The following is a 26,154-nucleotide window of genomic DNA, read 5'->3' as shown; positions in this document are numbered from 1 at the left end:
AAGTAGTAAAATTATAATCCAGTAAATAAAAGCTATGTTTATCAAAACTGCTCATATTAAAAACTTTAAAAGTTTTAAAGATAGCGGGGAAATTGAATTTAACACTCCAGATAAAAAAACTCGTGGAAGTGGTTTGAATATTTTTGTTGGAGCTAATAATTCTGGGAAATCAAATTTGATAGAAGCCTTTTCATTGCTATTAAAAGGGACAGCCTATGAGTTGAGAGGCAATGAAAAAGATTGGAAAAATGATTCCAAAAAAGATATTGAAATTCATTGTAAATTTGAAAAATCTCAAAATAATTTTATAGAAACCTTGCGCGATTCCAAGACTGGTTTTTGGCGTTTGTCTAAAAAAACTCTTGGAGAATATGAAGAAGATTATGAACTAAGAGATAAAATTGAGAAAAAGAAAGATGTTGATTATGAATTTATAAATGCCAACGAAAGACAAGACAAGCACGCAGAAATAATTGGCAAATTTCTCAAAGAAAGCCAGGGAGAGTTTAAAGATGGAAGTCTAAAAATTCTTAATGAAAGATTTCAAGTTTTATATTCTAAGACTAATTTCGGGAGAGCTGTCCAGAAGAACCTAGGAGCATATTTCTCTGGCAAGAAAATCAAAATAGGATATCGATATGCAGACTTTCTTTTTGAAAAATTAAACCTGCAGATTAATAAAAGATGGATGGAACTAGAAGGTTCAGGTATGCAAAGGATTTTTCTTTTTTGCGTCATTCAGTCTTTTTTAAAAAGTCAAAAGACTGAAAATAAGTCGCAGATATTTTTTATAGATGAGCCGGAAGTTTTTCTGCATCCTGATTTACAAGAAAAATTATTAGAATCTCTTCTGGAAATAAGCAAAAATGCTCAGGTTTTTATTGCTACGCATTCTCCAGTTTTTATTCAGAAAGAAACCATAAATAATGTTTATAGATTTTATAAAGATGAGAAAAATAATACTAAAATTATCCATCCTAAAATTAAAGGGGAAAAACAAAAAACTTTAATTCAGATTCTTCATTACACAAATTCAGCAAAAATATTTTTTACAAACAAAGTTGTTTTGGTCGAAGGGCATAGCGATGAATATTTTTTTCGTTGCTTTTGGAATCAGTTCAAGTCTGACAAAAAAATTGAAGAAAATTTAGAAATAATCAGAATTGACGGAAAAGGTAATTATGAAAAAACCTGGAAACCATTTCTTGATAAGTTTGAAATTAGAAATTATTTCATAGGGGACTGGGACAATGTGACTGAATTTAGTATTTTAAGTTCCAGTAAATTGTCGGAGTATAAAAATGAGCTTAAGGATAAGTGTTATAAAAAGATAAGAGATAAAGTGAATAAAAAAAAGATCAACTCAAAACCACTCTTTGAGCACCTTTATAATTTTATAGATAATCCTTCTTTAGACTCTGATAATCTCAAAAAACTTAAGGAATTAGCGATACATATATTTAATAAAGTTACTCCGTATTCAGAGCTAATAAAATATATTAAAAGTAAAGATAGAGAAGAATGGGAAAATATTGAACGGAAAATTGAGGAAAAATATAAAGCCGGAGTTTTCATACTTAAAGAGGGGGATTTGGAGAGCTACTTAAGACTTAAAGGCAAAGATTTAGAAGAGGTTATTAAATTTTGCAATAACGAAAAAGAATTACAGAATATTCTGGAAAACGAAGAGTTAAATGAAATTTTTAGCGAAATCTCAAATTAAAAAATAATTTTGCCTTTATTTCACCAACTTCCCAGCGATGCCGACATATTTTTCCGGCGTGAGTGCGAGCAGGCGTTTTTTGTCAGCTGCCGGGATGTCCAAATTCTGCACGAATTCGTGAATCAGCTCGACCGACAATTGTTCGCCGCGCGTCAGCTTTTTCAATTTTTCGTAAGCCGAGGCGTCGCCATTTTTCCGCAAAATCGTTTGGATTGCTTCCGCCAAAACCTCAGGATTCGCCTCGAGATCAGCCAAAATTTTCGGGCGATTGACTTCCAATTTTCCGAGACCTTTCGTGAGGCTCTGCCAGCCGAGGAAAGCGTGGCCGACTGCGACGCCGAGATTGCGCAGCACCGTCGAGTCAGTCAGGTCGCGCTGCATTCGACTGATTGGCAATTTGTCCGATAGGAAACCAAGCAGCGCATTCGCGAGTCCGAAGTTGCCCTCGGCATTTTCGAAATCGATGGGATTGATTTTGTGCGGCATCGTCGAGCTTCCGACTTCGCCTTCTTTCTTCTGGAGCTTGAAAAAACCCCAAGAAATATAGTTCCAAATGTCGCGCGCGAGATCGGTCAGGATATTATTCACGCCCCGCAACTCGTCGCAAACTTCCGCGATCCAGTCGTGCGACTCGATTTGCGTCGTCGCGAGATTCGGCGTGAGTCCGAGCTTGCGGATAAATTTCTGCGAAAAACTCTCCCAATTTACTTCCGGGAAAGCGATGGCGTGCGCGGCGAAAGTTCCGGTCGCGCCATTCAGTTTGCCGAGAATTTCTTGCTTGCTGAGTTGCGTGATTTTGCGTTCGAGTCGTTTCGCGAAGACGAAAAATTCTTTGCCGAGCGTGGTCGGCGTGGCGGGCTGACCGTGTGTGCGCGCGAGCATCGGGAGATTTTTCCAGTTTTTCGCCCGGCGCAAAATCTCGGCGTGGAGTTTCTTTAGTTCCGGCAGGATTTCGTATTTCCCGGCGTCCCGAACCATCAGCGCGTAAGCCAGATTATTCACATCTTCCGAAGTCAGCGCGAAGTGCAGGAAGGGGATGCGCTTTCGGAGGCTGGTTTTCTCGAGCTTTCGCTGCAAAAAATATTCGACTGCTTTCACATCGTGATTCGTCGTCGCTTCGATTTGCTTGATCTCGGCGGCATCTTTTCCCGAAAAATTCAGCAACATTTGATCGACCAACTTGCGTTCCGCCGCAGAAAATTTCGCGACTTCGCGGATCTTCGCCTCGTCGCCGAGCGCCTCCAGATATTTCAGCTCGACTACGGTGCGATATTTCATCAGCGCGAATTCCGAAAAGTACGGTCGCAAAACAGCGACCTTGGCTGCGTAGCGACCGTCGAGTGGAGAAAGGGAGAGAAGCATTTAAGATTGAAAATTTTATATTTTCGATTTGAGAAACGGATTCCATTTTAACTTAAAATTTGCAGAATTTCAGTTTTTGGTTAAAATCGAAAACTTAAATTATTTGAAAATGCCTAATGAATCAAAAGAATTTTCGAGAGAATTGAAAGAGCGCCGAAATTTTTACGACGGGAGCAAAGATGTCGCAGGTGGCGGTGCATTTCCCCATAAACCCAGAACCGGCGAGGAAATGTCGTTTCAAATTTTGGAGTCAGGTTCTTTAAAAAAGATTCCTAATTTTGAGATTAACGAGCATCCAGATTTTCCTGAAGTTAAATTTTTAGTTCCTTATGGCGCTGCTCAGAGCGTTTTGAAAAGATGGGAAGCAGTTAGAAAAGCTATGGGAAAAGACTTCGAAGCCTTGTCTGCCGAGACAAGAATCGAAATTTTTCACGCGATTGTGAAAGGTGTGGAGTATTAGTTTCATCGCCAAGCTTTCAACTTTTCGCCAAAATCCCCCGGTGATTATTTTGATGGATTAAATTTTATTGCGTAATAAGTTCACCGTCAGGGCAACCATCGTGTCTTTTTGGCGCGGCTGGCTTTCAGCGATTAGCAAAGTGAGGGCAGCGAGGGCGTTGTCATTAAGTTTACGCTCACCTTTTTTATTAATGAGGAAATTATTGTGCGCGAGATAGACAATGAAAAGGAATGCGCCGATGCGTTTGTTGCCATCCGAAAAGGGGTGATCTTTCACGAGAAAGTAGAGCAGATGGGCGGCTTTCTCTTCCAGTGTCGGATAGAGATCTTTTCCGTCGAATGATTGCTCGATATTTCCCAAAACACCCTGAAAAGAGCTGCCGCGCTCTTGTCCGAAAATTTCGCCAGCCTGTTTTTCGGCAAGGAGTTTTTTCTTTAATTCAGCGATTGCTGCACGGGCATGATTTAGCTGGAGCTGTTTACTGATTTTTTTACCGCCGGTGGTCGACAATGTTTGCTTGTCGTACTGCTCCAGCAGTAGCCAGGTTTTCGCATAACTTGTGATGACATCCAGCAAGCCTTTGGCTTCATCACTGCTCAGAGATTTTTGCCGGGCGGATTCCAGCAGAGCGATGGCCTGTTCGAATTCTTTGACGCGCGCAAGCGGGACTTGCGCCAAGCGGCTGGAATTTACCGTGAATCCTTTGATGATGTGGTCGCGCAGAGTTTTGGTTGCCCACTGGCGAAACTGCGTGGCGCGTTTGGAGTTGACCCGATAGCCGACCGAGATGATTGCATCGAGACTGTAAAACTTAGTTTGGTAAGTTTTTCCATCAGCGGCAGTATGTGCAAAAAATGCACACACTGAATCTTGGCTCAGTTCATCTTCTTTAAAAATATTAAGGAGATGCTTTGTGATAACACTGCGTTCAATTTTGAAAAGTTCCGCGATACTAGCTTGCGTGAGCCAAACAGTCTCATTTTCCAGCTTCACGCTCAAAGACACCTCTCCGCCAGGAGTTTTGTAAATCACAATCTGATTAGTCAGTTGATTATCCATGCTCTTATTTTACCGCGAAAAACCGTTATAGTAGAAGCTTTTTATTAAAGTTTGCTAAAATCCCGGGGTGATTCTTTCGCTCGACTGGCTTTCGGATTTCGTCGACCTCTCGCAGATTTCCGCGGAAAATTTGGCGGAAATTCTGACCGAGCGCGTCGCCGAAGTCGAACACATTCGCACGACGGGCTGTGCGATTCCGCACATCGTCGTCGGGCAAATTATCAAAATCGAACCAGTCGCGGGTGCGGACAAGATTCGGCTGACGACGGTCGATGTCGGCGCTGAGAAACTGCAGATTATTTGTGGGGCGCAAAATATTTTCGAAGGCGCGAAAGTGCCGGTCGCGCTGGTTGGCGCAGTTTTGCCGGGCAATTTCAAAATCGAGAAACGCAAAATGAAGGGCGTCGAGAGCTGCGGCATGATCTGCTCGGAAGCAGAGCTCGGACTGAAAGAAAAATCCGAAGGGATTTTCGTGCTCGATGCTTCAGCGCCAGTCGGTCAGCAATTCGCTGAATTTTTTGGCGGAGACACGATTTTCGAAATCGACAATCATGCGATCACGCACCGACCTGACCTCTTCGGGCAATTTGGTTTCGCGCGAGAGATTGCTGTTTTGCTCAACTCGTTAACCCCTGAGTTAACTCGGGGGTTAAGAAATCGCCAGCTCGCGCTGCCCGCAGTTTCCGCCAAGCTTGACTGCGAAGTCGCCGAGCCGAAGATTTGCTCGCGTTATTTCGCGCTCAAAATTTCCGGCATCAAGATTCAGCCGTCACCGCAGAAGATTCGCGCAAGACTGGAAAGTTGCGGTATTCGGGCGATTAATAATGTCGTCGATGCGACGAATTTCGTCCTGCTCGAGCTCGGTCAGCCGCTGCACGCTTTCGATGCCAAAAAAATCGCAGGTGGTTGGTTGATCGTCCGCCAGGCGAAGGCGGGCGAAAAATTAACGACGCTCGATGGTTTGACGAGAGAGCTTGGTCCCGAAAATTTAGTAATTGCCGATGCGGAAAAACCGCTCGCGCTCGCGGGCGTGATGGGTGGCGCGAATTCCGAGATTGACGAAAGCTCGACTGAAATCATGCTCGAGGCGGCGTCGTTTGACGCGATTTCGATTCGCAAAACCTCGCTCGCTTTCGGTCTGCGCAGCGAGTCGAGTCTGCGTTTCGAGAAACGGCTCGACCCGAATTTGCCGCCGGAGGCAGCCGCGCGTTTCGTCGAGATTCTGCGCGAGACTTGTCCCGAGCTTATGATTCTCGCTCAAGCTGATGTCAAAAATTTCACGCCGGAGAAGAGAGTACTCGACTTTTCACTCGCGAATTTAGCTCAAAAACTCGGTCAAAAAGTTTCCGCCGAGCAAGCCGAAAAGATTCTGACTGGACTCGGTTTCAAAATTCAAAAGGCGGGGGACGCGGCTTGGAAAGTCGAAGTGCCGTCATTTCGCGCTGGCCGCGATATTGAGATTGAGATTGATTTGATCGAGGAGGTGATTCGCCACCTCGGTTTCCGTGATTTGCCGAGCGAATTTCCTCTCGTCCGCATGACGCCGCCCCTGCGTTCCAATTTCCGCGAGCTCAAAATTGAAATTGAAAACGCGCTCGTCGGTTTCGGTTTTCACGAGATTGCGACGCTTTCTCTGGTCTCTGAGAAGCTGCTCCAGCATTCGCAGCAAGCAACTGAAAATGCGGCGCGGCTGCAAAATCCGCCGAGCGAGGATCACCGTTTTCTCCGTGATTCTTTACTTGGCAGCGTGCTTGAAGTCGCGTCACGCAATGCTCACAATTTCAAAAACTTCCGCCTGTTCGAAGTCGCTGCGATTTTCGCACCGGATTTTACTGAGAAAAATCGCGCAGTCGCTTTGCTCGTCGGTGAGGAAAATCCTTTCCTCAAGATTCGCGGCATCACGGAAAAATTATTCGCGAGTCTGAAATTTAACACCGAATTCGGCGAAGCCGTGGAGATTCCCGCGGCAGCGCATCCCGGTCGGCTCAATGAAATTAAAATTGCCGGCAAGAAGATTGGAGTTGTCGCGGAGCTACATCCTGCCATTGCCAAAAATTTTGAGCTGCCGCACGCGTCTTGGCTCGAGCTTGATTTCGATGCTTTGGCGCAGATTGCTCGACCGCCGGTCGTGGCTGCGGAATTGCCTAAATTTCCCGGTGTGCCGCGCGATCTCGCGATTGTCGTTGACCGCAAAAAGACAGTTCGTGAAGTCGAGAATGCGATCTTGGCGGCCGATGCGAAGATTCAGGATTTGCAACTTTTCGACATTTACGAGGGCGACAAAATTCCCGCTGACGCGAAGTCGCTCGCTTTCTCATTCGAAATTCGCGATACTGAGAAGACGCTCGCCGAGCAGGAAGTCGCCGAAATTCTCGAAAAAATTGTTGCGAACCTGGCGGCAATTGGCGCAAAATTGCGGAGTTAGAGGGCTTGAAATTTACACGCAAATTTGCTAAACTTACCCGATAAAAAAGCCAAAAAATGCACTCCAAAAAATCCACTCCGTCTGCGAACTACCTCATCCCGACAGTGATCGAAAAGTCGCCGATGGGGGAACGCGCTTACGACATCTACTCGCGGCTTTTGAAAGACCGCATCGTTTTCCTCGGATCCGCGATTGACGACGGCGTCGCGAACAATGTCATCGCGCAACTGCTTTTCCTTGAAAACGAAAATCCGAAGAAAGACATTACGCTTTACATTCACTCTCCGGGCGGGCATGTCACTGCCGGACTCGCGATTTACGACACGATGCAGTACATTCAGCCGGATGTTTCGACGGTTTGCGTCGGCATGGCGGCGTCGATGGGGGCAGTGCTTTTGGCGGGTGGCGCGAAAGGTAAACGCTTCGCTTTGCCGAATGCGGAAATCATGATCCATCAGCCACTTGGTGGCATGGAAGGTCAAGCGAGCGATATCGCGATTCACGCTAATCACATTCTCAAAACCAAAAAAAGATTGAACGAAATTCTCGCCAAGCACTCGGGTGCTTCGCTCGCGCAAATTGAAAAAGACACGGATCGTGACAATTTCCTCTCGCCGGAAGATGCCAAAAAATACGGCAGATTCGGACTCATCGACGCGATTGTCACGAAGCGTCAATAATTTTCTGCGGTCGCAGATCCCAAGCTCAAAAATCAAAAATAAAACCAAAACAAAATTGACCACTGCCCAAACCACTTCTCACGAAGTCGCGCCCGTTCAGATGCCCCGCATGCTCGAATTGGAAGCTTTTGAGTTACGCGAGGAACGGACGGATTTCGCGGCCTCGGTGAAATACAAAAATTGGCGGGCAGAATATTCCGCGTGGCAGCCGGACGAATTAATCTCGCGGATGCGGATTCTCTGCGTCAATGCGCGCAAAAATGCGCTCGAAATTTTAGCCGTCTACGATGAGTTCCAATCACATTAAAAATGCGGAAATACCTACTCTTCGCGTGTATTTTGCTCCTGGTCACTGCTGGGATTTCGCAGCTTGATCTCGGGCTGGCTGCGGACAAAGCTTCGCATGTCAAAATTTCACTCCTGCTTTTCACGCTGATTTTCGCGACGCGACTCACTTTTCGGCGGCACGCGTCTGAGGCGGTCGCCCTCGCGCTCGCGCTGCGCGACACGATTCTGATCGGTGTTTGCAAAGAATTACTCGACGGGGCTTTCGGCACAGGCATACCTGAATTCGCCGATCTCGCGGCGGATTTAGTTGGCATTACGATTCCATTTCTCGGAATTTTACTCGCTGAGTTTTTCGAAGTCGGCCGCGAATCTTTCGTCCACATTGGTTCGCCGAAAATTTTTAAAAATGAAAAAAATTATTTTTGGCGGCAGCTCAAATTACTGCGTCACGCGGGCTTAAAATTAATTTACCAAATTTAAAATGAAATTTACCTCTTTCGGCGGCGCGGGCGGAGTGACGGGCAGCAAGCATTTGCTCGAATTTGAAAATGGCAAAAAACTTTTGCTCGACTGTGGATTGTTCCAAGGCAGCCGCAAAGAAAGCGCCATCAAAAACCGTGATTTTCCCGAAGCAGTTCTTTCCGCCGATGCGGTCATTCTTTCGCACGCGCACATCGACCATTCGGGTTCGCTGCCGACTTTGGTCAAAAAAGGTTTTCTGAAGCCGATTTACGCGACTCCGGCGACGCGTGATTTGTGTGAAATCATGTTGCAGGATTCGGCTTTCATTCACGAGCAGGATGCCAAATTTCTCGCGGACAAAGTTTGGCCGAAGCCAGAGCCGCTCTACACGCGTGCTGACGCGCTCGCGGCGATGGAGCGTTTTCAGACCAAAAAATACGACGAAGTTTTCGAGCCGGTTCCCGGTGTGCAGATCCGTTTTATCGAAGCCGGTCATATTCTCGGCTCGGCGCAGCTCGAAATCGAATTCACCGAAGGCGGAGTCAAAAAACGCCTCGGTTTCACCGGCGACCTTGGGCGCAAGCATTTGCCGATTCTCCGTGATCCGGCGCAACTCCAAAATCTCGATGTTATTATTACTGAATCGACTTACGGCAATCGTGAGCACGATGAATTCGCGGCAGTCTCAGAGGAGCTGCTCGCGGTGGTCGAGCGGACGGCGAAACGCGGCGGCAAAATCATCATTCCGGCTTTCTCCGTCGAGCGCACACAGGAAATCGTTTATGTCCTGCACGAATTACGCACGAGCGGAAAATTAAAATTCGATTTACCGATTTTCGTTGACTCGCCGCTCGCGGTGGATGCGACGGAAATTTTCAAAAAACACCGCGACTGCTACGATGCCGAGACATATTCTGATTTCATCGAAAAAGGCAAAGGTCCTTTCACGATGCAAGGACTCGAATATGTGCGCGAAGCCGAGCGTTCGAAAGAGCTGAATTTCATCAACTATCCGGCGATCATCATTTCCGCGAGTGGCATGTGTGAGGCGGGACGCATTCGCCATCATTTGAAAAATAATATTTCCGATCCGAAGAATTCAGTTTTGATTGTCGGTTTCCAGGCAGAAAATACGCTCGGTCGACGGCTTGTCGAAAAAGTTCCCGAAGTACGGATTTTCGGTCAGCCGGTGGCGCGGCGTTGTGAGGTCAAAATCTTGAACGCTTTTTCGGCGCACGCGGGCGGGAGCGAACTCTTCGACAACATCAAAAACTCCAACGCGAAAAAAGTTATCTGCGTCCACGGCGAGCAGGCTTCCGTCGATTTTCTAGCGGCGCGGGCGCGGGATGAATTGAAAATCGAGGCGGTCGTGCCAGCCGAGGGGATTGCGTTTGAGATTTAAATTTTGGTGGGTGTGGAGGCCTGCCTGCCGGTAGGCAGGGATTCGAAGCTCGAAACTCAGGAACATGAAACATGAAACATGAAACATGGAGGGAATTTTTAATTTTAAAGCTTAAATTTTAAAACAAGACTGAAGGTCGAATTTAAAATTCTGAAACAGCCGAAATTGAAAATTTGAAATTGTTTTAAAATTCGAAATTCGAAATTTTTCTCAGCTCAAACCTCGGATTAGTTTCGAGATTCGCGTAAATAAAATAACCCTCCCCATCACGGCGGGAAAGAACATTTTTTTGGTGGGTGTTGAGGGATTCGAACCCCCGACCCTCTCGGTGTAAACGAGATGCTCTAACCAACTGAGCTAAACACCCATTTTGTTGGCGAATTTTAACCGTGAACGCGCGTGCGGACAAACCGAGTTAAAATTTTGGCGTGAAAAATTTTGTACGCTTCGGATTCGGTTTAATCACGCTTGGTGCTCTCGTCCTGTTCTCCGGTTGTCAAAAAAATTCCGTCGCACCAAATGAGACCGTTCCGCTGCTCAGCAATGTCGTGCAGCTCGGGGTAAATGCGGATTCATTTTTCGTGCTTTCCGAAACTTTCGCGCAGCGACTCAAAGCTTTTAGTCTCGAATTTGGCGAATTCGGCACGACTCCCAAATTTCTCGACCGCATCGTGGCGCCTGCGGATTCAGCGCGTCTCGTGATTGATCTTGCGGGTCAACCGTTTTTGATGGTTTTCGAAGCGCGTCTTTCGGCGCAATTTACCTTCGACGATATTCGTACCGCACTTGCAGAGCTCGATTTGCAGCCGGCGGTTTTTGGCGCGGATTCGTTTTATTTTCTCGAACAAAATCGCGCGACCAATTTGCTCCAGGTGAAAAATTCCGCGCTGGCATTCGAGCTCGATTCACAAAATTTCCCCGTCGCGCGTGATTTCATCGCTTCGTTTTTGAGCCTGCCTTGATTCGTTCCTGCCACTCGTGCAAGAAGCGTTCGCGCTGATCTGTTTCGTGAAATTTTAAAATGGTGTCCGCAATCACGACCGCATTTTTGCCTAGATTCTTTCGCTTGCGCCGCGCGCGTCGGAGCTGCCAGTCGCGCAAAAGTTTTTCAAGCAGGTCACCAAATCGTCCGCCCAAAATGCGCTCGCTCCAAGTTTTGCGCCGAAATTTTCGTGCGGTGGTCGGCAGTTTCAAATTCGGAAAATATTTTTTGATCCACACATTCGCCGCGAAAAACTCTGCGCCCTCGCCGCGGAGGGGGACGAGTGTCGCCGCCCAGAAAGCGAGATATGGGTCCTGCGCGCCGATTGCCAATTTTTCCAGATTGAGCGAATCCTCCGCGAGGAAAAACGAAAGACAAAAACGCCCGGCGACTTTACGCCCGTGGCGCCGCATGCCAAAAATCTGGGTCAAAAAAGTTAAAAAAAAGCGCGTCGTGAAAAGTCGATTTTTCGCTGCGACGATGAGGAGGTCGATGTCGGAATTTTTTTCCGGCCAGCCCATCGCGAGCGTGTTGCCGACGGCGGCGAGGCGGACGAAGGGTGTCGCACGCAATAAAAAAAGATGTTTGGCGACGCGGCGCCACAATTTCTCTGCCTGAAACTGGCGGCTGCACCGCGCCAAAACGCTCGCATCTCGACCTTGCAAAAAGTAAAAGCCCAGGCTGTGACCGAAGCGCGGATCTTTTTTCAATTCCTGTTTGACTGCTGAGAGGCTCGCTTTTTGCCAAAATAAAAAGCGGTGAATTTCCTCGACCGAGGCGGCTTGTCCGAAAACATCAAACCAGCAAACTGTTTGCCACACGGTTTCGGCGAGTGCATTTTTCACGCGAATCATTTTAGCCTTTTCGCTAAAATTCAGGCGTGGACAAAATTAAAAATGTGCTTCGCAAATTACCGGGTGTACCTGGCGTTTATCAATTTTTCGACGCGACCGGCAAAATCATTTACATTGGCAAAGCCAAAAGCTTAAAAAATCGGGTTAAAAGCTATTTTCAAAAAAATTCCAAGACGCCGAAAATCGAGCGTTTGCTCGCGGTCGCGGCTGATCTGAAATGGATCGAGACCAATTCCGAGAGCGAAGCACTCACGCTCGAAGCGAATTTAGTCAAAGAATTTCAGCCGAAGTTCAATGCGCTGCTGCGTGACGACAAGCATTTTCTCTATTTCAAAATTACGCGTGAGGATTTTCCGCAGATTCTCGCGGTGCGCAAAATCGAAAAAGACGGCGCGAAATATTTCGGTCCGAAGACCGATTCGCGGGCGCTGCGCGAGACGATTGCGCTCGTCCAAAAACTTTTCAAAGTACGCACCTGCAATCTTGGTTTGCGCGCGACGGATTCCGGCGTGGAAGTTTGCAAAAAAACGCTGAAATATCCCTGTCTTTTTGCACACATCAATTTCTGTGCCGCGCCCTGTGCTGCCAAAATTTCCCGCGAAAAATACGCCGAGCAGGTCGCTGCCGCCGTCGATTTTCTCGCCGGGGATTCCTCCAAAATTCTCGCCAATCTGCGTGCCGCAATGGCGCAAGCCGCGGCTGGTAAAAAATTCGAGCTGGCGGGTCAGCTGCGTGATCAAATCACGGCAATCGAAAATTCCTCCGCGCGCCAACTCGCGAGCGCGGCTGATTTAGTCTCGCGCGATGTCGTCGGTGTCAAAATCGACTTCAAAAAAGCGTATTTCGCGCTGCTCCAGATTCGTGCGGGCAAACTTATCGACGCCAAAAACTTCGTCTTCGCGGTCGGCGAGAGCGAGCTACCCGAGATTCTCGAAAGTTTCCTGACCCAATTTTTCGCCATCTCGACCGAGGTTCCGCCCGAGATTTTACTGCCGACTCAGATTGAAAATTCCGCGGCACTGGAAAAATGGCTGGCGGAAAAGCGCGGTGGGCGCGTCCAAATTTTGTTTCCACAAAAAGGCGCGAAGTCGAATTTGCTCGCGCTGGCGGAAAAAAACGCTGCCGCTTTCGCCGTGCAAAATAAGGCGAAATTCGAGAACGCGACTGAGCGGACGATTGGTGCGGCGGCGGAATTGGCGCGTCACTTGGGGATTGCAAATGAACTCAAGCGCATCGAGGCTTACGACATTTCCCACTTCGCCGGCGATGCGACGGTCGGCGCGATGGTCGTGCTGGAACGCGGCGAACCAAAAAATTCCGATTACCGTCATTTCAAAATTCGCACACTCCAAAAAGGCGAGGTGGACGATTTTGCTTCGCTGGCTGAGGTGCTCGGTCGGCGGATGAATTACCTGATTCCACAGAGTTTGCCGGGCTGCAAAATCCGTCGCGCCAAAAAAGCGGACACGGAAATTCTCGCCAAGTCGAAACTCTGCGATTTCACGACGGGTGCGCCGCTCTCCAAGCAATCCGATTTTCTCGTCGCCGAATGCGCCGGCAAAGTCGTCGCGCACGCCCAAATTCACGAGTGGAAAGCCGAGCAGATTTTCGGGCTTTACGGCGTGTGGGTCGATGCGAAGTATCGCGGTCAGCGGCTCGGTCAGCGCGTCGTGCGGGAGCTACTCCGCAAGACGAAAGCCAAAAAAGTTTATCTCAATTGTCCGGCTCAGCTCGCCGACTATTATGCTGAAATCGGTTTTCAGGAAATTCGCAAAGTGCCTATTTTTCTCGAAAAAAGCTTGCGTGAATTTTGTTCGCGTAATCCAGAGTCGCCATTTTCCGAGCAGATTTTCATGGTGTGGGAACGGCGGACTGCGGTGCAGGATCCTTCCTTCGCGCAGTCGCCGCAGCTCGTCGTACTGGACGGTGGCAAGGGTCAGCTTTCCGCGGTGCTCAAAAAAGTTCAATTTCCACCGAGTGTCGCGGTCGTCGGACTGGCGAAAAAGTACGAAGAAATTTTTCGCTTGCGCGACGGTAAATTTGAAAAAATAATTTTGCCGCGTGATTCACTCGCGCTTTTTTTGCTCCAACGAATTCGTGACGAGGCGCACCGCTTCGCCAATTCCTTGCGCGAAAAATTGCAAAACTCCTGGAAAAAATAGTTTAAAATTATCGCGTGACAATCTCCAAAGATTTACGCTACCGGATTGGTTTTTGGATAAGCGGATTAATTGGTCTCGCCGTCATCATACTTTTGCTTTGGCACTTGCGGGACATGCGCCTGGTTTGCGCTGCGGAAATGTCGAGCTTCATTTATTTCGTGGCTGTTTTATTGGTCGGCAGTTTGCTGCTTTCGGGCTGGGCAGTGCGTAAGATTATCGTGAATCACGCGATTTACACGCGCGAGCTGGAAGCGCGAACGCACAAGATGCGCGAGCTCGCTATGGTCGACGGACTAACCAAAGCCTACAACCATCGTTATTTCGAGCACCAGCTGGAAAAAGAGTGGGAGCGTTTCGAGCGTTATCAGCATGCTTTGGCGTGTGTGATGATTGATCTCGATAATTTTAAAAGCGTGAATGACACTTTCGGACATCGCGGTGGTGATATTGTTTTGCGCGGCATCGCTGACTTGCTCCGGGAAAATTTGCGCGATGTCGATATTATTTCGCGCTACGGCGGCGAGGAATTCACGATTATCTTTTTCGAAAAACCGAATACAGTCGGCGGTCTGAGAAAAATGATGGAGAAAATTCGGCGCAAAATTGCCGCCAAGCGATTTGATCTCGGTGAACAAAAAATTCAAATCACCGCGAGTCTGGGCGGTGCGCTCGTGCCGAATCCGAAAATTATCTCGCCGGAACAGCTCGTGCATTTTGCCGACAAAGCGATGTATTTCTCGAAGCAAAACGGCAAAAACGCGAGCGCAATTTTCGGGGAAGCGGGCTGCTGCTAAAATCTAAGAATGGAAGTTATTCGCATCGCGAATTTGGAAAGTCCTCAAATTCAGGAATTTCTCGCTGCCCAAAATTTTTTGCCGGTTCAGCAGACTCCGCTGTGGGCGCGTTTCCAAAAAAGTTTGGGCGTCGCCAGTTTGCGCTTCGTCGTTTTCGAGCAGAAAAAAGTCGTTGCGTTCGCGCAAGTTTTCGTCAGGAAATTGCCGCTGGGGCTGACGCGCCTAGAAATTCCACGCGCTCCACTTTTTCATGAAGCATGGAGTATGGAGCATGGAACAAAAATTTTAGATTTACTGATTGCGGAAATTACGAAGTTCGCGCGAGAACAAAAAGCGATTTTTGCGCGCTTCGATTTCCAACAAAATTCCGGTTTCGCGTCGCCGAAATTGCGCAAGGCGCGTGAGGAAAATTATCCGCTCGCGACGATTCGTGTCGATCTCGCGCAGTCCGAGCCGGAAATTTTGGCGCAAATGAAACCCAAAGGTCGCTACAACATTCGCTTGGCTGAGAAGCACGGTGTTCAGATTTCCGCTGAAAAATCCGTCGACACCTTTTTCGCGTTGCTGCAGAAGACTACGACGCGCGATGGATTCTCCGGTCATCCCAAAAGTTTTTACGCCAAATTGCTCGAGCAGCTTGGGGAAAATTGCGCACTACTCACGGCGCGCCAAGCTTCCAAACCGCTCGCGGCGATTCTCGTCACTTTCGCCGGTGACACGGCGACTTACTATTTCGGTGCGAGCGATCACGAATTTCGCAATTTGATGGCACCGTACTTGATCCAATTTGAAGCTATGAAAATAGCCAAAAAACGCGGCTGTCGCTTTTACGATTTCCTCGGTGTCGCGCCGCAAAATTCCGTCAAGCATCATCTGGCGGGCGTTTCAGATTTCAAAAAAAAGTTCGGTGGAGAAACGGTTGAATATCCCGAGCCACGACTTATCGTTTTCCGACCGTTTTTTTACGCGCTTTTTCGGCTTGCGAAATTTTTGCGGCCTTAATTTTTTCCTTATTCTCACGCCAGAGTCGCAAAGCGTCTTCGGCAGTTTTGACCTTTTTCGCGTCTTTGCCGAAAACCCAGCTGTGCCGCGCGATGATTTTCTGCTCGATTTTCCGCAAGACTCCGGACATTCTAAATTTCTTTTCCTCACTCGCAATCGTCGTAATCATGACGATATTGAAAAGTAAATCGCCGAGTTCTTCTTCTAGGTTCAGAGCATCGCCCTTTTTAATCGCTACCAAAACCTCGTCCGCCTCTTCTTCGAGGCTTTCGGCGAGCGAGCGAATCGTCTGTTTGCGGTCCCAGGGACAGCCGGTCGGGGAGCGCAATTTTTTTGCCAGCGTGAGCAGTTTTTCAAATTGTTTCATTTGCCAAAATTACGCTGTTGCGCGCGGAAAAACTCTAGCGCTTTTTCCAATTCGGCAGCATCGAATTCCGGCCACATTTTTTCCGAGAAAAAAAGTTCGGCGTAAGCGAGCTGCCAAAGTAAAAAATTCGACAATCTTTTCGTTCCGCCCGTGCGGATTAGTAAATCCGGTTCGGGCTGATCACTGGAAAATAATTCTTGGGAAAAATTTTTCTCCGTCGCGCGTTTTCCGGCTTTAATTAAAGCATTGGCGGCGCGGATGATTTCGGCGCGGCTGCCGTAACCGAGCGCGAGATTGAGTACCAATTTTTCGTGTTTATGCGTTTTGGCAATTAGATTTTGCAGAGCCTTCTTCGTCGAGCTGGGAAAATTTTTCAGCTCGCCAAAAACTTCGAGCCGGATTTCATGTTCAAAAAAAATCTTGTCGTCCTTGGCAAATTTTTCAATCAGCTGAAAAAGGTTTTTGAGTTCAGTGGTATTGCGTTCCCGCAAATTCTCGGTCGAGAGCGCGTAAGCCGTGAGGTGGGTGATGCCACTCGCGATGAAAACTGGCAGGAGTTTCCGCAAATTCTCCACGCCGCGGCGATGACCGAGCAGGCGAGGCAGACCGCGTTTTTGCGCCCAGCGGCGATTGCCGTCGAGGATGATCGCGAGATGAAAAGAATTTAAGTGCAAATTAGGACTGCAGACAGAGTGATTTTAACATTGCAAAAGCCATACTCAGCTATTGCTTCTGTCTTGGTTAATCGTGCTTGACAGATACGATTTTATCATTTAGTATCGAAACATGCGTGAACAAGAATCAGGTCGGATTGGGCTGTTTTATCTCCAGTTTATTTCGAGACTTAGGCGTTTAATTGAGCCTTTTGTAACTCCTGAAGATGAAGCGGCGTTGGCTGCGGCTAAAGCAGTTGAGCTTGAAAACCCTAATACAGGAATGAGTCCAGAGAAGTGGGAATCAGCTTTTGGATTTTTTGATCCCCAAGCTGTTGCTGAATTGTGCGCGTTGGGCGGCAGGTCTGTGCCCAGAAAACCGGAAGACTGGAAAAAGTTAGCGAAGTCGGCTAAGCAAGCTCAATTAGAACTTAGAGGTTTGAAAGTCGTCAAATAGGTTTTCCTATTTTCGCTTTTTCACCGCTTTCTTAATTGCGGCTCTTCCAGCCTTATCCTTTTTATTCTGGCTCTCCGTTTTTGCAGAGGTAGGCTTTTTCTCAGCTTTTTGCGCGGCACCATCTTTTTGTGCGGCTTTCAGCAGTTTGGACAAATCAGCTTTTTCGGCAGTTTGCTCCATCTTCACGACGGCCTCATCGACGGAAATTTTCGGTGCTTCAGCTTTTTTCGCCGGACCATTCAAAACTTTGTCCACGGCACCGGAGATTTCCTCAATCGCTTCCTGAATCGCTTCGGGATTTTTCTCCAGCAGGGAAACGCTCGCGACGGAATCATTTTTCACACGCATCAGAATCACACCCTGGGTCGCCCGCCCGCGCATCGGAATCGAATTCACATCCATGCGAATCGTCTGTCCGCGTTTCGAAATCAAAATCAAATCGGCATCGAGATTTGGTTGCAAAACTTTCGCGCCGACGACTTTGCCGGTCTTCGCCGTGACATTGACAGTCTTCACGCCGCCCGCGCCACGATGCGTCATGCGGTATTCGGAAATCAGTGAAGCTTTGCCGAGACCTTTTTCAGTGACGGTCAAAAGCTTTTCTTTCGTCGGATCGACGACGACATCCATTTCGACGACACGATCATTCGTGCCGAGCTTGATGCCGCGGACACCAGCCGCCGCGCGTCCCATCGCGCGTACATCTTTTTCTGTGAAGCGGCAGCATTTGCCTTCGTGCGAGACGATCACGATTTCACTCGCGCCATTCGTGCCTTTGACCCAGCTGAGCTCGTCGTTCGGATTCAATTTGATCGCAATCAGTCCGGATTTACGCACATTCGCGAAGTCCGGCATTGGTGTTTTTTTCACAGTTCCGTCTTTCGTGCAGAAGAACAAAAACTGCTTGGCTTCTTCCGTGCCTTCGCGGAGCACGCGCATCGCGGTGATGTATTCGCCGTTTTGCGTTTGAATCAAATTCGCGATGGCAGTGCCTTTCGCTTGGCGCGTCGCCTGCGGAATTTCGTAGACCGGCAAGCGGAACACGCGTCCGGTATTCGTGAAGAACATCACATCGTCGTGATTCTTCGCGTGGCGAATGATTTTCACCTCGTCTTCTTCTTTCGTCGTGAGACCGATGACACCCATGCCACCGCGTTTTTGCGCACGGAATGAATTGGGCGCGACGCGCTTCAGATAATTTTCCGTCGTGAGCATGATGACCATTTCCTCATTTGGAATGGTGTCTTTCGCGCTGAATTCACCGATATCGCGTACGAGCACTTTCGTGCGGCGTTCGTCCGCGTACTTCTCCTTGATTTCGGCGAGCTCAGTCTTGATCACGCCCATCAATTTCTTCTTGTCGGCGAGCAGGCTCTCGAGATATTTGATTAATTTATATTTCTCCTTCAATTCATCTTCGATTTTCTGGCGTTCCAGACCGGCGAGCGCTTGCAGGCGCATTTCCAGAATCGCTTTCGCTTGCGCGTCCGAGAGCTTGAATTGCTTCATCAAAGCCGCGTGCGCATCTTCTCGGGTTTTCGACTTGCGAATGGTCGTGATGACAGCGTCGATGTGGTCGAGCGCGAGCTTCAGACCTTCGAGGATGTGGGCACGATCTCTTGCGACACGCAGATCGTATTCGGTCCGTCGCGTGACGACCTCGATGCGGTGCTCGATGAAATGCTCCAGCACTTGCTTCAGATTCAGCAAGTGCGGCTGCAAACCACGATCGGTCAACGCGATCATGTTCACATTGAAATTGCCTTGCAGCTCGGTGAGCTTGTAAAGCTGATTGAGGATCTTGTTCGGATAGGAATCTTTTTTCAGCTCAATCACGACGCGGATACCTTCGCGCGTCGATTCGTCGCGGATGTCCGTGATGCCGACGAGCTTCTTGTCTTTCACGAGGTCGGCGATTTTGATGACGAGATTCGCTTTGTTCACCTGATACGGAATTTCCGTAATCACAATCATCGGCTTGCCCGCGCGACCTTCCTCGATCTTCGCGACGCCGCGGCAGGGAATCGAGCCACGCCCGGTCGAATAAGCTTCGAGGACGGCTTTTTTATTGTAAATCACGCCGCCGGTCGGGAAGTCCGGACCTTTGATAAATTCCATCAATTCGCTGATCTCGCATTCCGGATTGTCGATGATGTGCACTGTCCCGTCGATCAGTTCGCTCAAATTATGCGGCGGAATATTCGTCGCCATGCCGACGGCGATTCCGACTGTACCATTCAAAAGTAAGACTGGCAGACGCGTCGGGAGAACACTCGGTTCTTTGCGGCTGGCATCGTAATTGTCGCGCCAGTCGACAGTTTCCCTGTCGATGTCGGCGAGCAATTCCTCCGTAATTTTGCGCATTTTCGCTTCGGTGTATCGATAAGCCGCAGCCGAGTCACCGTCGATCGAGCCGAAGTTACCTTGACCATTCACGAGCTGATAGCGCATCGCGAAATCTTGCGCCATGCGCACCATCGCTCCGTAGACTGACGAATCGCCGTGCGGGTGGTATTTACCAAGCACTTCACCGACGACATTCGCGCTTTTCTTGAATTTCGCATTCGCGCGGAGTCCCATCTCGTGCATCACGAAAAGAATGCGGCGGTGCACGGGTTTCAGTCCATCGCGGACATCGGGAAGCGCGCGCGAGACGATGACCGACATCGCGTAATCGAGGTAGCTTTTTTGCATTTCCTCGACGACTTCGCGCGTCGGTGCGCCGTCATTGGGCGCAGTGAGTCCGCTCGCGTTTTCTGAATTCGCGGCGGCATCTTCCTCCAAATTTTCTGCGTTCTGGTCGTTTTCCTCAGCCAAATTGAAAAAGTTTTAAAACAATGATTTTGCTCATTTTACAGCAAAAATCACGAATTTATTTGCGCAAGCCGAGCTTCGCGACGATCTCGTCGTAAATTTTGCGCTGGCGCATTTTCAGATAATTCAAAAGCTTGCGGCGTTTGCCGACGAGCATCAAAAGTCCGCGGCGGGAATGTTCGTCTTTCTTGTGAATTTTGAGATGGTCGGTGAGCTGCGTGATGCGGTGCGTGATGATCGCGACCTGCACTTCCGGCGAGCCGGTGTCTTTCGCGTGGCGACCGTGCGTGGCGAAAGCCGCTTTTTTTTCGTCGTGTTTCATTGACTGGGGATTAAATCTTCCGACCGCCGCACCGAATTTCGAATGCCGCAGAAGCCCGAATTGCCGAGATTCTAGCGTAAAAATTTTCTGCCGCCAAACACACGCAGCATGGAACATAAAGCATCGAACTTGGAACATGGATGGAGATTGAAAAGCCCCTCTTTCGTAAAGAGGGCATGCCTGCCGGTAGGCAGGGTTGGGGAGATTTAGCGTCGTGAACTTGCGGGAGTCTGCCAATTTTTTAATTTTTACAATTTTTAATTTTATAAATAAGTCCTAAATCCAAATTTTTAAAAATTAGAAATTGAAATTTATTTAAAAATTACAAAATTAAGAATTAAAAATTATTCCGCGGAACATTGAAAATTCGAAAATTCTATTAGTTTGAGATTCTTGTCAGTAGCTGCCGAGTTCGACGACATTCGCGATTTTCTGTAATTGCGTTAGTGCGGCGGGCAAATTTTTTGTGCGTTCGACTTCGATGAAGAAAAAGAATTCACCGCGTTTTTTCGCAGTCGGAATGCTTTCGAGTCGGGCGAGATTTATTTTCTGTGCGGCAAAAATATTCAAAGCGGCAGCCAGCTGACCGGCGCGATTTTCACGGAAGAAGAAGGCAATCGCCGATTTTTTCGAATTTTTTGAAGAAAGGATATTGTTTTTACCAATTGCGACGAAGCGAGTTTTGTTTTCTTTCGAATCCTCGATATTTTTCGCGAGGATTTTGAACCCATTTTTTGCAAATTCTGCTGCAGTAATGGCTGCTGAGTTTGGAGAAGTTTGGGCAAGTCCGAGTGCCCGGCCGGCGTTTTCGACTGCGATTATTTCTGCATGTGGTAGTTTTTGTGCTAAAAATTTCGCTGATTGCGCGGCAGCTTGCGGATGAGCAAAGACTTTTTCGATGGTTGTAAGCTTTAATTTTTTGGGAGCTAGAAGGGCATGCTCAATCTTTTTTTCAAATTCTGCCAAAATTCGGATTTTTCCGTTGCTCTCAAAAAGATTCAACATTGTTTCTCGAACAAGTCCGACGGTTGAATTTTCGAGAGGTACGAATCCAAATTTCATATGATTCGTGGTTGATACCTTCGCAAAGATTTCTGAAATTGTTGAAAAGCTTAAAAGATGTGCACCCTTTAAGACATGATGAAGAAATAAAAAATCTTTTGCGGCGAGCTCGGTTTGGGTGTTTTTTCCCAAAATTCCAATTGAATTTTTCGGAAAAGTTTTTAGTTGTGTTTTTTTCACTTGTGTTTGGGGGGCTAAACTTTCGAAAATCCGACTACTCTCGGTGTTCGCGAATTCGCTCCATTTGCCGAAGAATTTCGCGGCGGCTTCGAAATTAGCAAGTAGTTTGGCGCGATTTTTCATCTCGACCGCTGTGGCGAGTTCATTCAGGATTTCTGCCAGCTCGCGAATCGTTTTCGCTGCTTTCGGATTGGCGAGCGAAATGTCGGCGTACATTTCGAGATTTTGCCCGAGAATTCGTCCGGTTGTGAGCAAGAAGAGCTGGGTCGAAGGCGAGGCAATCTCAAAAATTTTCTCTGGCGCGATTTTGTTTTTCCGTAAAATCTGGGCGAAGGTGAGCGCGAGCAGGTGCGCTGCGGATTGGTGCAGCGCGGCGAGTTCGTCGTGTTTTTCGGCGGAGACTTCATGAATCTTGAGACCGAAGTCCGCGAGATTTTGCCGGAGGATTTTCCACAATTTTCCGCCGCGAGCGACAACCGCGAAAATATTTTTGCCACGCAAACTTGCGACTTCTCCGAACATCGGATGCAATCCGACGACTTCCGATTTCGCTGCGCGCATTATTTTTACAGGCATTTCTTTCACACTCGTGAAGTCAGCGAGCAATTGGTTCGCGCGCATCTTCGGCACGATTGCACGCAACACTTTTTCCGTTTCACTCAAAAAAACTGAGACGATGACGATGTCCGATCGTCGAATCAATTCGTCCGTCGTCAAAATTTCGCGACCATCCGGCTTGCGTCCCGCGACCAAAACTTCGAATCCGGCTGCTGCGAAATTCGCCCGGAAAATTTTTCCCAAAATTCCGCGGCCGCCGATGATTCCGATAATGGGTAATTTTTGCATAGGTAAATTTTAACTTAAAAAACGGCGAGATTTGTGGATTGTGAAAATTTCCAAACTCCAAAATCCAAATCCCAAATAAATTTCAAACTCCAAATTCGAAATTGGAGTTTCGATATTATTTTAAAATTGGGATTTGCGGTTTGGGATTTCTTATTTTTACCCGAAAAAAATCGCGCTCGCGATGGCGACTCCCGCGGTTTCGGTCCGCAAGATGCGCGGTCCGAGCGAAAAAGTCTGCGCGTCGAATTTTCGCGCAATCAAAATTTCCTTTTCACTAAAGCCGCCTTCCGGTCCGACAAAGATATTGGTCGTCGCAACTTCCTGAATTTCCGGGAAAAAATCTTTCAAAAGCGGCTCGCGCGTGAAACTGTCGGCGACGAGATTCAGCCCGGCGGGCGGCTCGTCCCAAATTTTCCCAAATTTCACCGGCTCGGCGAGCTCCGGAATGCGTCCGCGTTCGGATTGCTCAGTCGCCTCAGTCAAAATTTTCACGAGCCGTTCGGGGTTCCGCAATTTGCGCAATTCACTGCGCTCGGAAATTATCGGGAAAAAATTCGCGATGCCGACTTCGGTCGCGTGTTTCAAAATCTCCTCGAATTTCGCAATCGAATTCGGCAAAGCCTGAAAAAGGTTGATGCGCAAATCCGGTTCGGCGAGATTTTCGCGCTGCTCCAAAATTTTTAAATTGATTTCCTTCCTGGAAATTGCCTCGATTTCCGCCGGAAATTCGTAGCCGGAATTGTCGAGCAGGATTATTTTTTCGCCGATTTTCGCGCGCAAAACCTTCGCGATTTGAAAAACAGTTTCCGGATTGCGCAGGACGAAATCTGTATCGACGATTGAGCCGGCTGGGACGAAGAAGCGATTCAAATTTTCAGAAAATTTAAAATTGTGAGGAGGAGATTGATTGTGGTCAGACCGACGATTGTCACGGTCAACCAAAAAATTCTTTTGGAATTTTGCTCGCTGGCTGAGACGAAACGACGCATCATTTCGGCGTGGGCGGCTTCAGTAAACTGGCGCGATTTGTTTTTCTCGAGTTTTGCGACGATTGTTTCCGAGCTGAGCTTCTGAAGATTCATCAAATTTTCAAATTATTACGAATTCGCTCGGCGGCTTCGCGGACTTGTGCGACGGTCGGGACGAGCGCGAAGCGGACGAAGCCTTCGCCGGGATTTTCACCATTTTCGGTTTTGTCTGAGATCCAGCTGCCGGGTGTCGCGACGACCGCGATTTTTGGATCCAGTAATTTCTTCGCGAATTCCTCGCTCGTCATTCCGCTTGGTACTTTTTGCCAAATGTAAAAAGTCGCTTCGGTCTGCGCTTTTTCGAGTCCGACGGAGGCGAGCGCTGCGCTCAAAATATCGCGTTTTTCGCGGTATTCGGCGATTGATTGCTCGACATGTTGCTCGTCCGTGAGTGCGGCGATGGCGGCGGCTTGCAAAAAATTTGGCGTGCCGGAGTCGATATTCGTTTTCACTTTTTTAAATGCGCTCACAATTTCCGGATCGCCGACGACGAAGCCGACGCGGTAGCCGGTCATGCGACTGCGCTTCGAGAGTGAGTGAAATTCAATCACGCCTTCACGCGCGAATTCCAGAATTGATTTCGGTTTGGCGTCGAAATAAATTTCCGAGTAGGCGAGATCGCTTGCTAAAATAATTTCATTCTCGCGGCAAAACTCAACCGCCTCGCGGTAAAATTCATCAGTCGCATTTCTGCCTGTCGGCGAATTCGGATAATTCAGCCAAAGAATTTTCGCCTTTTGCGCGATGGCTTTCGGAATTTTCGCGAAGTCGATTAAAAAATCGTTTTCAGCTAAAAGTGGTAAAAAATAGGGTTTTCCGCCGGCGAATTCCGTGCCGCGCGCGTAGGGCGGATAACCCGGCGTCGGGATCAGCACGATGTCGCCCGCATCCACGAAGGCAAGTGGAAAATTAAAAATCGCTTCTTTTCCGCCGATAGAGCTGGCGATTTCAGTTGCGATATTTAGCTCGACTCCGAATCTTTTCGTGAACCATTGCGCGATGCCGTCGCGAAATTCGCTTGATCCGATGTAGCTCGGATAACCGGCTGCCGCGAAATCGTCGACCGCTTTTTTCGTCGCTTCACGGATGAATTCCGGCGTGGGATCGGCGGGGTCGCCGACGCCGAAAGTGATCGGCTCGATGCCTTCACTTTTAAGCTTTGTAATAATTTTATCCAGCTCAGCGAAAGGGTAGCCGGAGAGAGTCGCGATTCTTTTGGAAAGTTGCATTTAAGGAGTAAGGATTAAGAACTAAGAACTAAGGATTAAGGATTAAGTTTGTAAGAAGTAAGATTTTGAGGAATAAGAAATAAGATTTAATTTTTTCAATCTTAAATCTTCAATCTTAAATCTTCAATTAAAACAAACTCTCGAGCGCGTTCGCGAGGATGACTGTAATTTCAGCGCGATTGACGGGACTCGCCGGACGGAACGAGCCATCAGTGTAGCCATTCACGAAGCCGAGGCAATTCGCCTCGTCCACGAATGTCGCGAACCAGGCATCGCGCGGGACATCGGTAAATCCAGCCGGGAAGCAAACGCTCGTCGCGACTTTCTGATCGACGAGATCTTGAAAAGCAATCAAAGTCATTTTCACTGCCTCGGCGCGATTGATCGGTAAATTCGGGCGGAAAACCAGTCCTTTTTTGCAGCTCGTTGATGGGTAACCAGAAATCCAATTGTGCGCGAACATGAATTCGACGGCGCGCGCATAATCGTCATCCGGATAAACATCACAGAAATGTGTTTCGGTGACCTTGCTCGGCAAAAATCCGGCGACTTTCACACTGAGTACGGCGAGCTCGCCGCGCGTCACATTTTCGCTCGGCAAAAATTTTTGCACGCTGGTCGCGGTGAGAGTTTGCGTTTCATAAAGTTTGCGCACGGCTGGCTCGTACCAGGCGTAGTCCGCGACATCTGCGTAAACTTGGTGGGCATTTGTGAGTTTCCAAATCGGCGCGAGTCGAAATTCAAACGCTTCATTCGCGGAATTGGCGATGACGCTCATGTCGATGAAGTCCGCTTTGTGAATGCGAATTATATCGCCGGCAGCACTTCCCAGAATTTCGAAATTCCCGTCGAGATCGGTATGTGTATAGAATGCGCCTTTCCACCAAACTTCCGCGCGTACGAGTGGGGAATCGTCCGTACTCGAAACAACCTTGCCTGAGATAATCGCGCCAATCGCGAACGCGCTCGTGGCTAAAACAAAAACTGAAACGAAAAAAATGAGTGCACGCGATTTCATTGGGAAATCATTTCTTTTTAATCACGCGGCGCAGAGCTTTCTTTTTTGCGATGGTCTTTTTTTTGGTAGCGACTTTGCGTGCGACCTTTTTGATCTGGCTCTTCGCCTTCGCGACGACGAGCTTCTTCGCCGCAGTTTTCTGCTTGGCGACTTCTTTTTTCACGACTTTTTTTACATCGCTGACTTGCTTTTCCATTTCCTGCAAAACTTCCTGCGCTTTTTTCTGCGCGAATTTCACTGCGCTGCCGCCTTCTTTTTCGGCTTTTTTCTGTAGCTCGGCGAGAATTTCTTTGCCGCCTTTCACGAGCTCACGCAGACTCTCACTTTTTTTCGCTTCTGCGACTGCCGATTTCCCGGCTTTCAGATATTCCTGAAAAAGCGCTTCGAATTTCTTTTGCGGAGTTTTGGCAGCTTGCAGCTTCTCCCGCAAATTCTTGCCAGCTTCGCGCGCGAACAAAAGTCCGACGACCGAGCCGATCAAAGAGCCGAGCAGAAAGGTTGATTTCTTAGAAAAAGGATTCAT

General features: G+C 48.2%; 25 protein-coding genes and 1 tRNA gene. 12 read left to right on the top strand and 14 right to left on the bottom strand.

The window, feature by feature from the left end:
- The first annotated feature begins 34 nt into the window (after positions 1-34).
- Positions 35-1,723 (top strand): AAA family ATPase, encoded by a 1,689-nt coding sequence (locus WCV72_03005; protein ID MFA6458332.1) that lies wholly within the window; start codon positions 35-37, stop codon positions 1,721-1,723.
- 15 nt (positions 1,724-1,738) lie between these two features.
- Here WCV72_03005 and purB read toward each other — a convergent pair whose 3' ends face one another.
- On the bottom strand, positions 1,739-3,085 hold the full coding sequence (purB, locus tag WCV72_03000) for an adenylosuccinate lyase (GenBank protein ID MFA6458331.1): 1,347 nt from the start codon (positions 3,083-3,085) through the stop codon (positions 1,739-1,741).
- Between the two features lie 76 nt (positions 3,086-3,161).
- Between purB and WCV72_02995 the strand changes: the two genes are divergently transcribed.
- Positions 3,162-3,545, top strand: a complete 384-nt coding sequence (locus tag WCV72_02995) for a hypothetical protein (GenBank protein MFA6458330.1) — start codon at positions 3,162-3,164, stop codon at positions 3,543-3,545.
- 57 nt (positions 3,546-3,602) lie between these two features.
- Here WCV72_02995 and WCV72_02990 read toward each other — a convergent pair whose 3' ends face one another.
- Positions 3,603-4,604: a virulence protein RhuM/Fic/DOC family protein gene (locus WCV72_02990; protein MFA6458329.1), complete on the bottom strand. Its 1,002-nt coding sequence runs from the start codon at positions 4,602-4,604 to the stop codon at positions 3,603-3,605.
- 67 nt (positions 4,605-4,671) lie between these two features.
- Between WCV72_02990 and pheT the strand changes: the two genes are divergently transcribed.
- The 5 genes from pheT to WCV72_02965 are packed head-to-tail and all read left to right on the top strand — an operon-like array spanning position 4,672 to position 9,861.
- Positions 4,672-7,029 carry a phenylalanine--tRNA ligase subunit beta gene (pheT, locus tag WCV72_02985; protein MFA6458328.1) on the top strand — a complete coding sequence of 786 codons (2,358 nt, stop codon included), beginning with the start codon at positions 4,672-4,674 and terminating at the stop codon, positions 7,027-7,029.
- 56 nt (positions 7,030-7,085) lie between these two features.
- Complete coding sequence (gene clpP, locus WCV72_02980) at positions 7,086-7,709, top strand: ATP-dependent Clp endopeptidase proteolytic subunit ClpP (protein MFA6458327.1); 624 nt, start codon at positions 7,086-7,088, stop codon at positions 7,707-7,709.
- A gap of 55 nt (positions 7,710-7,764) precedes the next feature.
- The gene (locus WCV72_02975) at positions 7,765-8,016 is read left to right on the top strand and encodes a hypothetical protein (GenBank protein ID MFA6458326.1); all 252 of its coding nucleotides are present in this window, start codon (positions 7,765-7,767) and stop codon (positions 8,014-8,016) included.
- A 2-nt stretch (positions 8,017-8,018) separates the two neighbouring features.
- Positions 8,019-8,477: a hypothetical protein gene (locus WCV72_02970; GenBank protein ID MFA6458325.1), complete on the top strand. Its 459-nt coding sequence runs from the start codon at positions 8,019-8,021 to the stop codon at positions 8,475-8,477.
- A gap of 1 nt (position 8,478) precedes the next feature.
- The gene (locus WCV72_02965) at positions 8,479-9,861 is read left to right on the top strand and encodes an MBL fold metallo-hydrolase (protein MFA6458324.1); all 1,383 of its coding nucleotides are present in this window, start codon (positions 8,479-8,481) and stop codon (positions 9,859-9,861) included.
- A gap of 290 nt (positions 9,862-10,151) precedes the next feature.
- Here WCV72_02965 and WCV72_02960 read toward each other — a convergent pair.
- Positions 10,152-10,228 (bottom strand) — tRNA-Val (locus WCV72_02960).
- Positions 10,229-10,289: 61 nt separating this feature from the next.
- On the opposite strand from WCV72_02960, the gene WCV72_02955 reads away from it, so the two are divergent.
- Complete coding sequence (locus tag WCV72_02955; GenBank protein ID MFA6458323.1) at positions 10,290-10,823, top strand: hypothetical protein; 534 nt, start codon at positions 10,290-10,292, stop codon at positions 10,821-10,823.
- Here WCV72_02955 and WCV72_02950 read toward each other — a convergent pair.
- Complete coding sequence (locus tag WCV72_02950; protein MFA6458322.1) at positions 10,795-11,688, bottom strand: hypothetical protein; 894 nt, start codon at positions 11,686-11,688, stop codon at positions 10,795-10,797. The genes WCV72_02955 and WCV72_02950 overlap by 29 nt on opposite strands.
- A 35-nt stretch (positions 11,689-11,723) precedes the next feature.
- Between WCV72_02950 and uvrC the strand changes: the two genes are divergently transcribed.
- From uvrC to WCV72_02935, 3 genes are read left to right on the top strand one after another with little or no spacing between them, the layout of a single operon-like run.
- Positions 11,724-13,859 carry an excinuclease ABC subunit UvrC gene (gene uvrC, locus WCV72_02945; protein MFA6458321.1) on the top strand — a complete coding sequence of 712 codons (2,136 nt, stop codon included), beginning with the start codon at positions 11,724-11,726 and terminating at the stop codon, positions 13,857-13,859.
- A 14-nt stretch (positions 13,860-13,873) separates the two neighbouring features.
- A complete protein-coding gene (locus WCV72_02940) occupies positions 13,874-14,653 on the top strand; it encodes a GGDEF domain-containing protein (protein MFA6458320.1) in 780 nt (259 codons plus the stop codon).
- Between the two features lie 9 nt (positions 14,654-14,662).
- Positions 14,663-15,655, top strand: a complete 993-nt coding sequence (locus WCV72_02935) for a peptidoglycan bridge formation glycyltransferase FemA/FemB family protein (GenBank protein ID MFA6458319.1) — start codon at positions 14,663-14,665, stop codon at positions 15,653-15,655.
- Here the strand turns inward: WCV72_02935 and WCV72_02930 are convergent.
- Positions 15,594-16,022, bottom strand: coding sequence for a MazG nucleotide pyrophosphohydrolase domain-containing protein (locus tag WCV72_02930; GenBank protein ID MFA6458318.1), 429 nt, complete (start codon positions 16,020-16,022; stop codon positions 15,594-15,596). The two genes, WCV72_02935 and WCV72_02930, sit on opposite strands and share 62 nt — an antisense overlap.
- Positions 16,019-16,696 (bottom strand): polyprenyl diphosphate synthase, encoded by a 678-nt coding sequence (gene uppS / locus WCV72_02925; protein MFA6458317.1) that lies wholly within the window; start codon positions 16,694-16,696, stop codon positions 16,019-16,021. The genes WCV72_02930 and uppS overlap by 4 nt, the downstream gene beginning before the upstream one ends.
- 112 nt (positions 16,697-16,808) lie before the next feature.
- On the opposite strand from uppS, the gene WCV72_02920 reads away from it, so the two are divergent.
- The gene (locus tag WCV72_02920; protein ID MFA6458316.1) at positions 16,809-17,132 is read left to right on the top strand and encodes a hypothetical protein; all 324 of its coding nucleotides are present in this window, start codon (positions 16,809-16,811) and stop codon (positions 17,130-17,132) included.
- Positions 17,133-17,138: 6 nt separating this feature from the next.
- Here WCV72_02920 and gyrA read toward each other — a convergent pair whose 3' ends face one another.
- From gyrA to WCV72_02880, 8 genes are all read right to left on the bottom strand, one after another.
- Positions 17,139-19,949, bottom strand: a complete 2,811-nt coding sequence (gene gyrA / locus WCV72_02915; protein MFA6458315.1) for a DNA gyrase subunit A — start codon at positions 19,947-19,949, stop codon at positions 17,139-17,141.
- A gap of 55 nt (positions 19,950-20,004) precedes the next feature.
- The gene (gene rpsO / locus WCV72_02910; GenBank protein ID MFA6458314.1) at positions 20,005-20,268 is read right to left on the bottom strand and encodes a 30S ribosomal protein S15; all 264 of its coding nucleotides are present in this window, start codon (positions 20,266-20,268) and stop codon (positions 20,005-20,007) included.
- Between the two features lie 396 nt (positions 20,269-20,664).
- Entirely contained in the window at positions 20,665-22,356 is a 1,692-nt protein-coding gene (locus WCV72_02905) for a prephenate dehydrogenase/arogenate dehydrogenase family protein (protein ID MFA6458313.1), read from the bottom strand.
- 156 nt (positions 22,357-22,512) lie between these two features.
- Positions 22,513-23,226, bottom strand: a complete 714-nt coding sequence (locus tag WCV72_02900) for an RsmE family RNA methyltransferase (protein MFA6458312.1) — start codon at positions 23,224-23,226, stop codon at positions 22,513-22,515.
- Entirely contained in the window at positions 23,223-23,438 is a 216-nt protein-coding gene (locus tag WCV72_02895; protein ID MFA6458311.1) for a hypothetical protein, read from the bottom strand. The genes WCV72_02900 and WCV72_02895 overlap by 4 nt, the downstream gene beginning before the upstream one ends.
- A complete protein-coding gene (locus WCV72_02890; protein MFA6458310.1) occupies positions 23,438-24,613 on the bottom strand; it encodes an aminotransferase class I/II-fold pyridoxal phosphate-dependent enzyme in 1,176 nt (391 codons plus the stop codon). Before WCV72_02890 ends, WCV72_02895 begins: the two co-directional genes overlap by 1 nt.
- Before the next feature lie 127 nt (positions 24,614-24,740).
- Positions 24,741-25,631, bottom strand: coding sequence for an S-layer homology domain-containing protein (locus tag WCV72_02885; protein ID MFA6458309.1), 891 nt, complete (start codon positions 25,629-25,631; stop codon positions 24,741-24,743).
- A 7-nt stretch (positions 25,632-25,638) separates the two neighbouring features.
- Positions 25,639-26,154 (bottom strand): YtxH domain-containing protein, encoded by a 516-nt coding sequence (locus WCV72_02880; protein ID MFA6458308.1) that lies wholly within the window; start codon positions 26,152-26,154, stop codon positions 25,639-25,641.

This window comes from Patescibacteria group bacterium (assembly GCA_041665585.1).
GTDB lineage: Bacteria > Patescibacteriota > Gracilibacteria > JAHISY01 > JAHISY01 > JAHISY01.
This window is presented reverse-complemented; position numbering and strand designations above follow the sequence as displayed.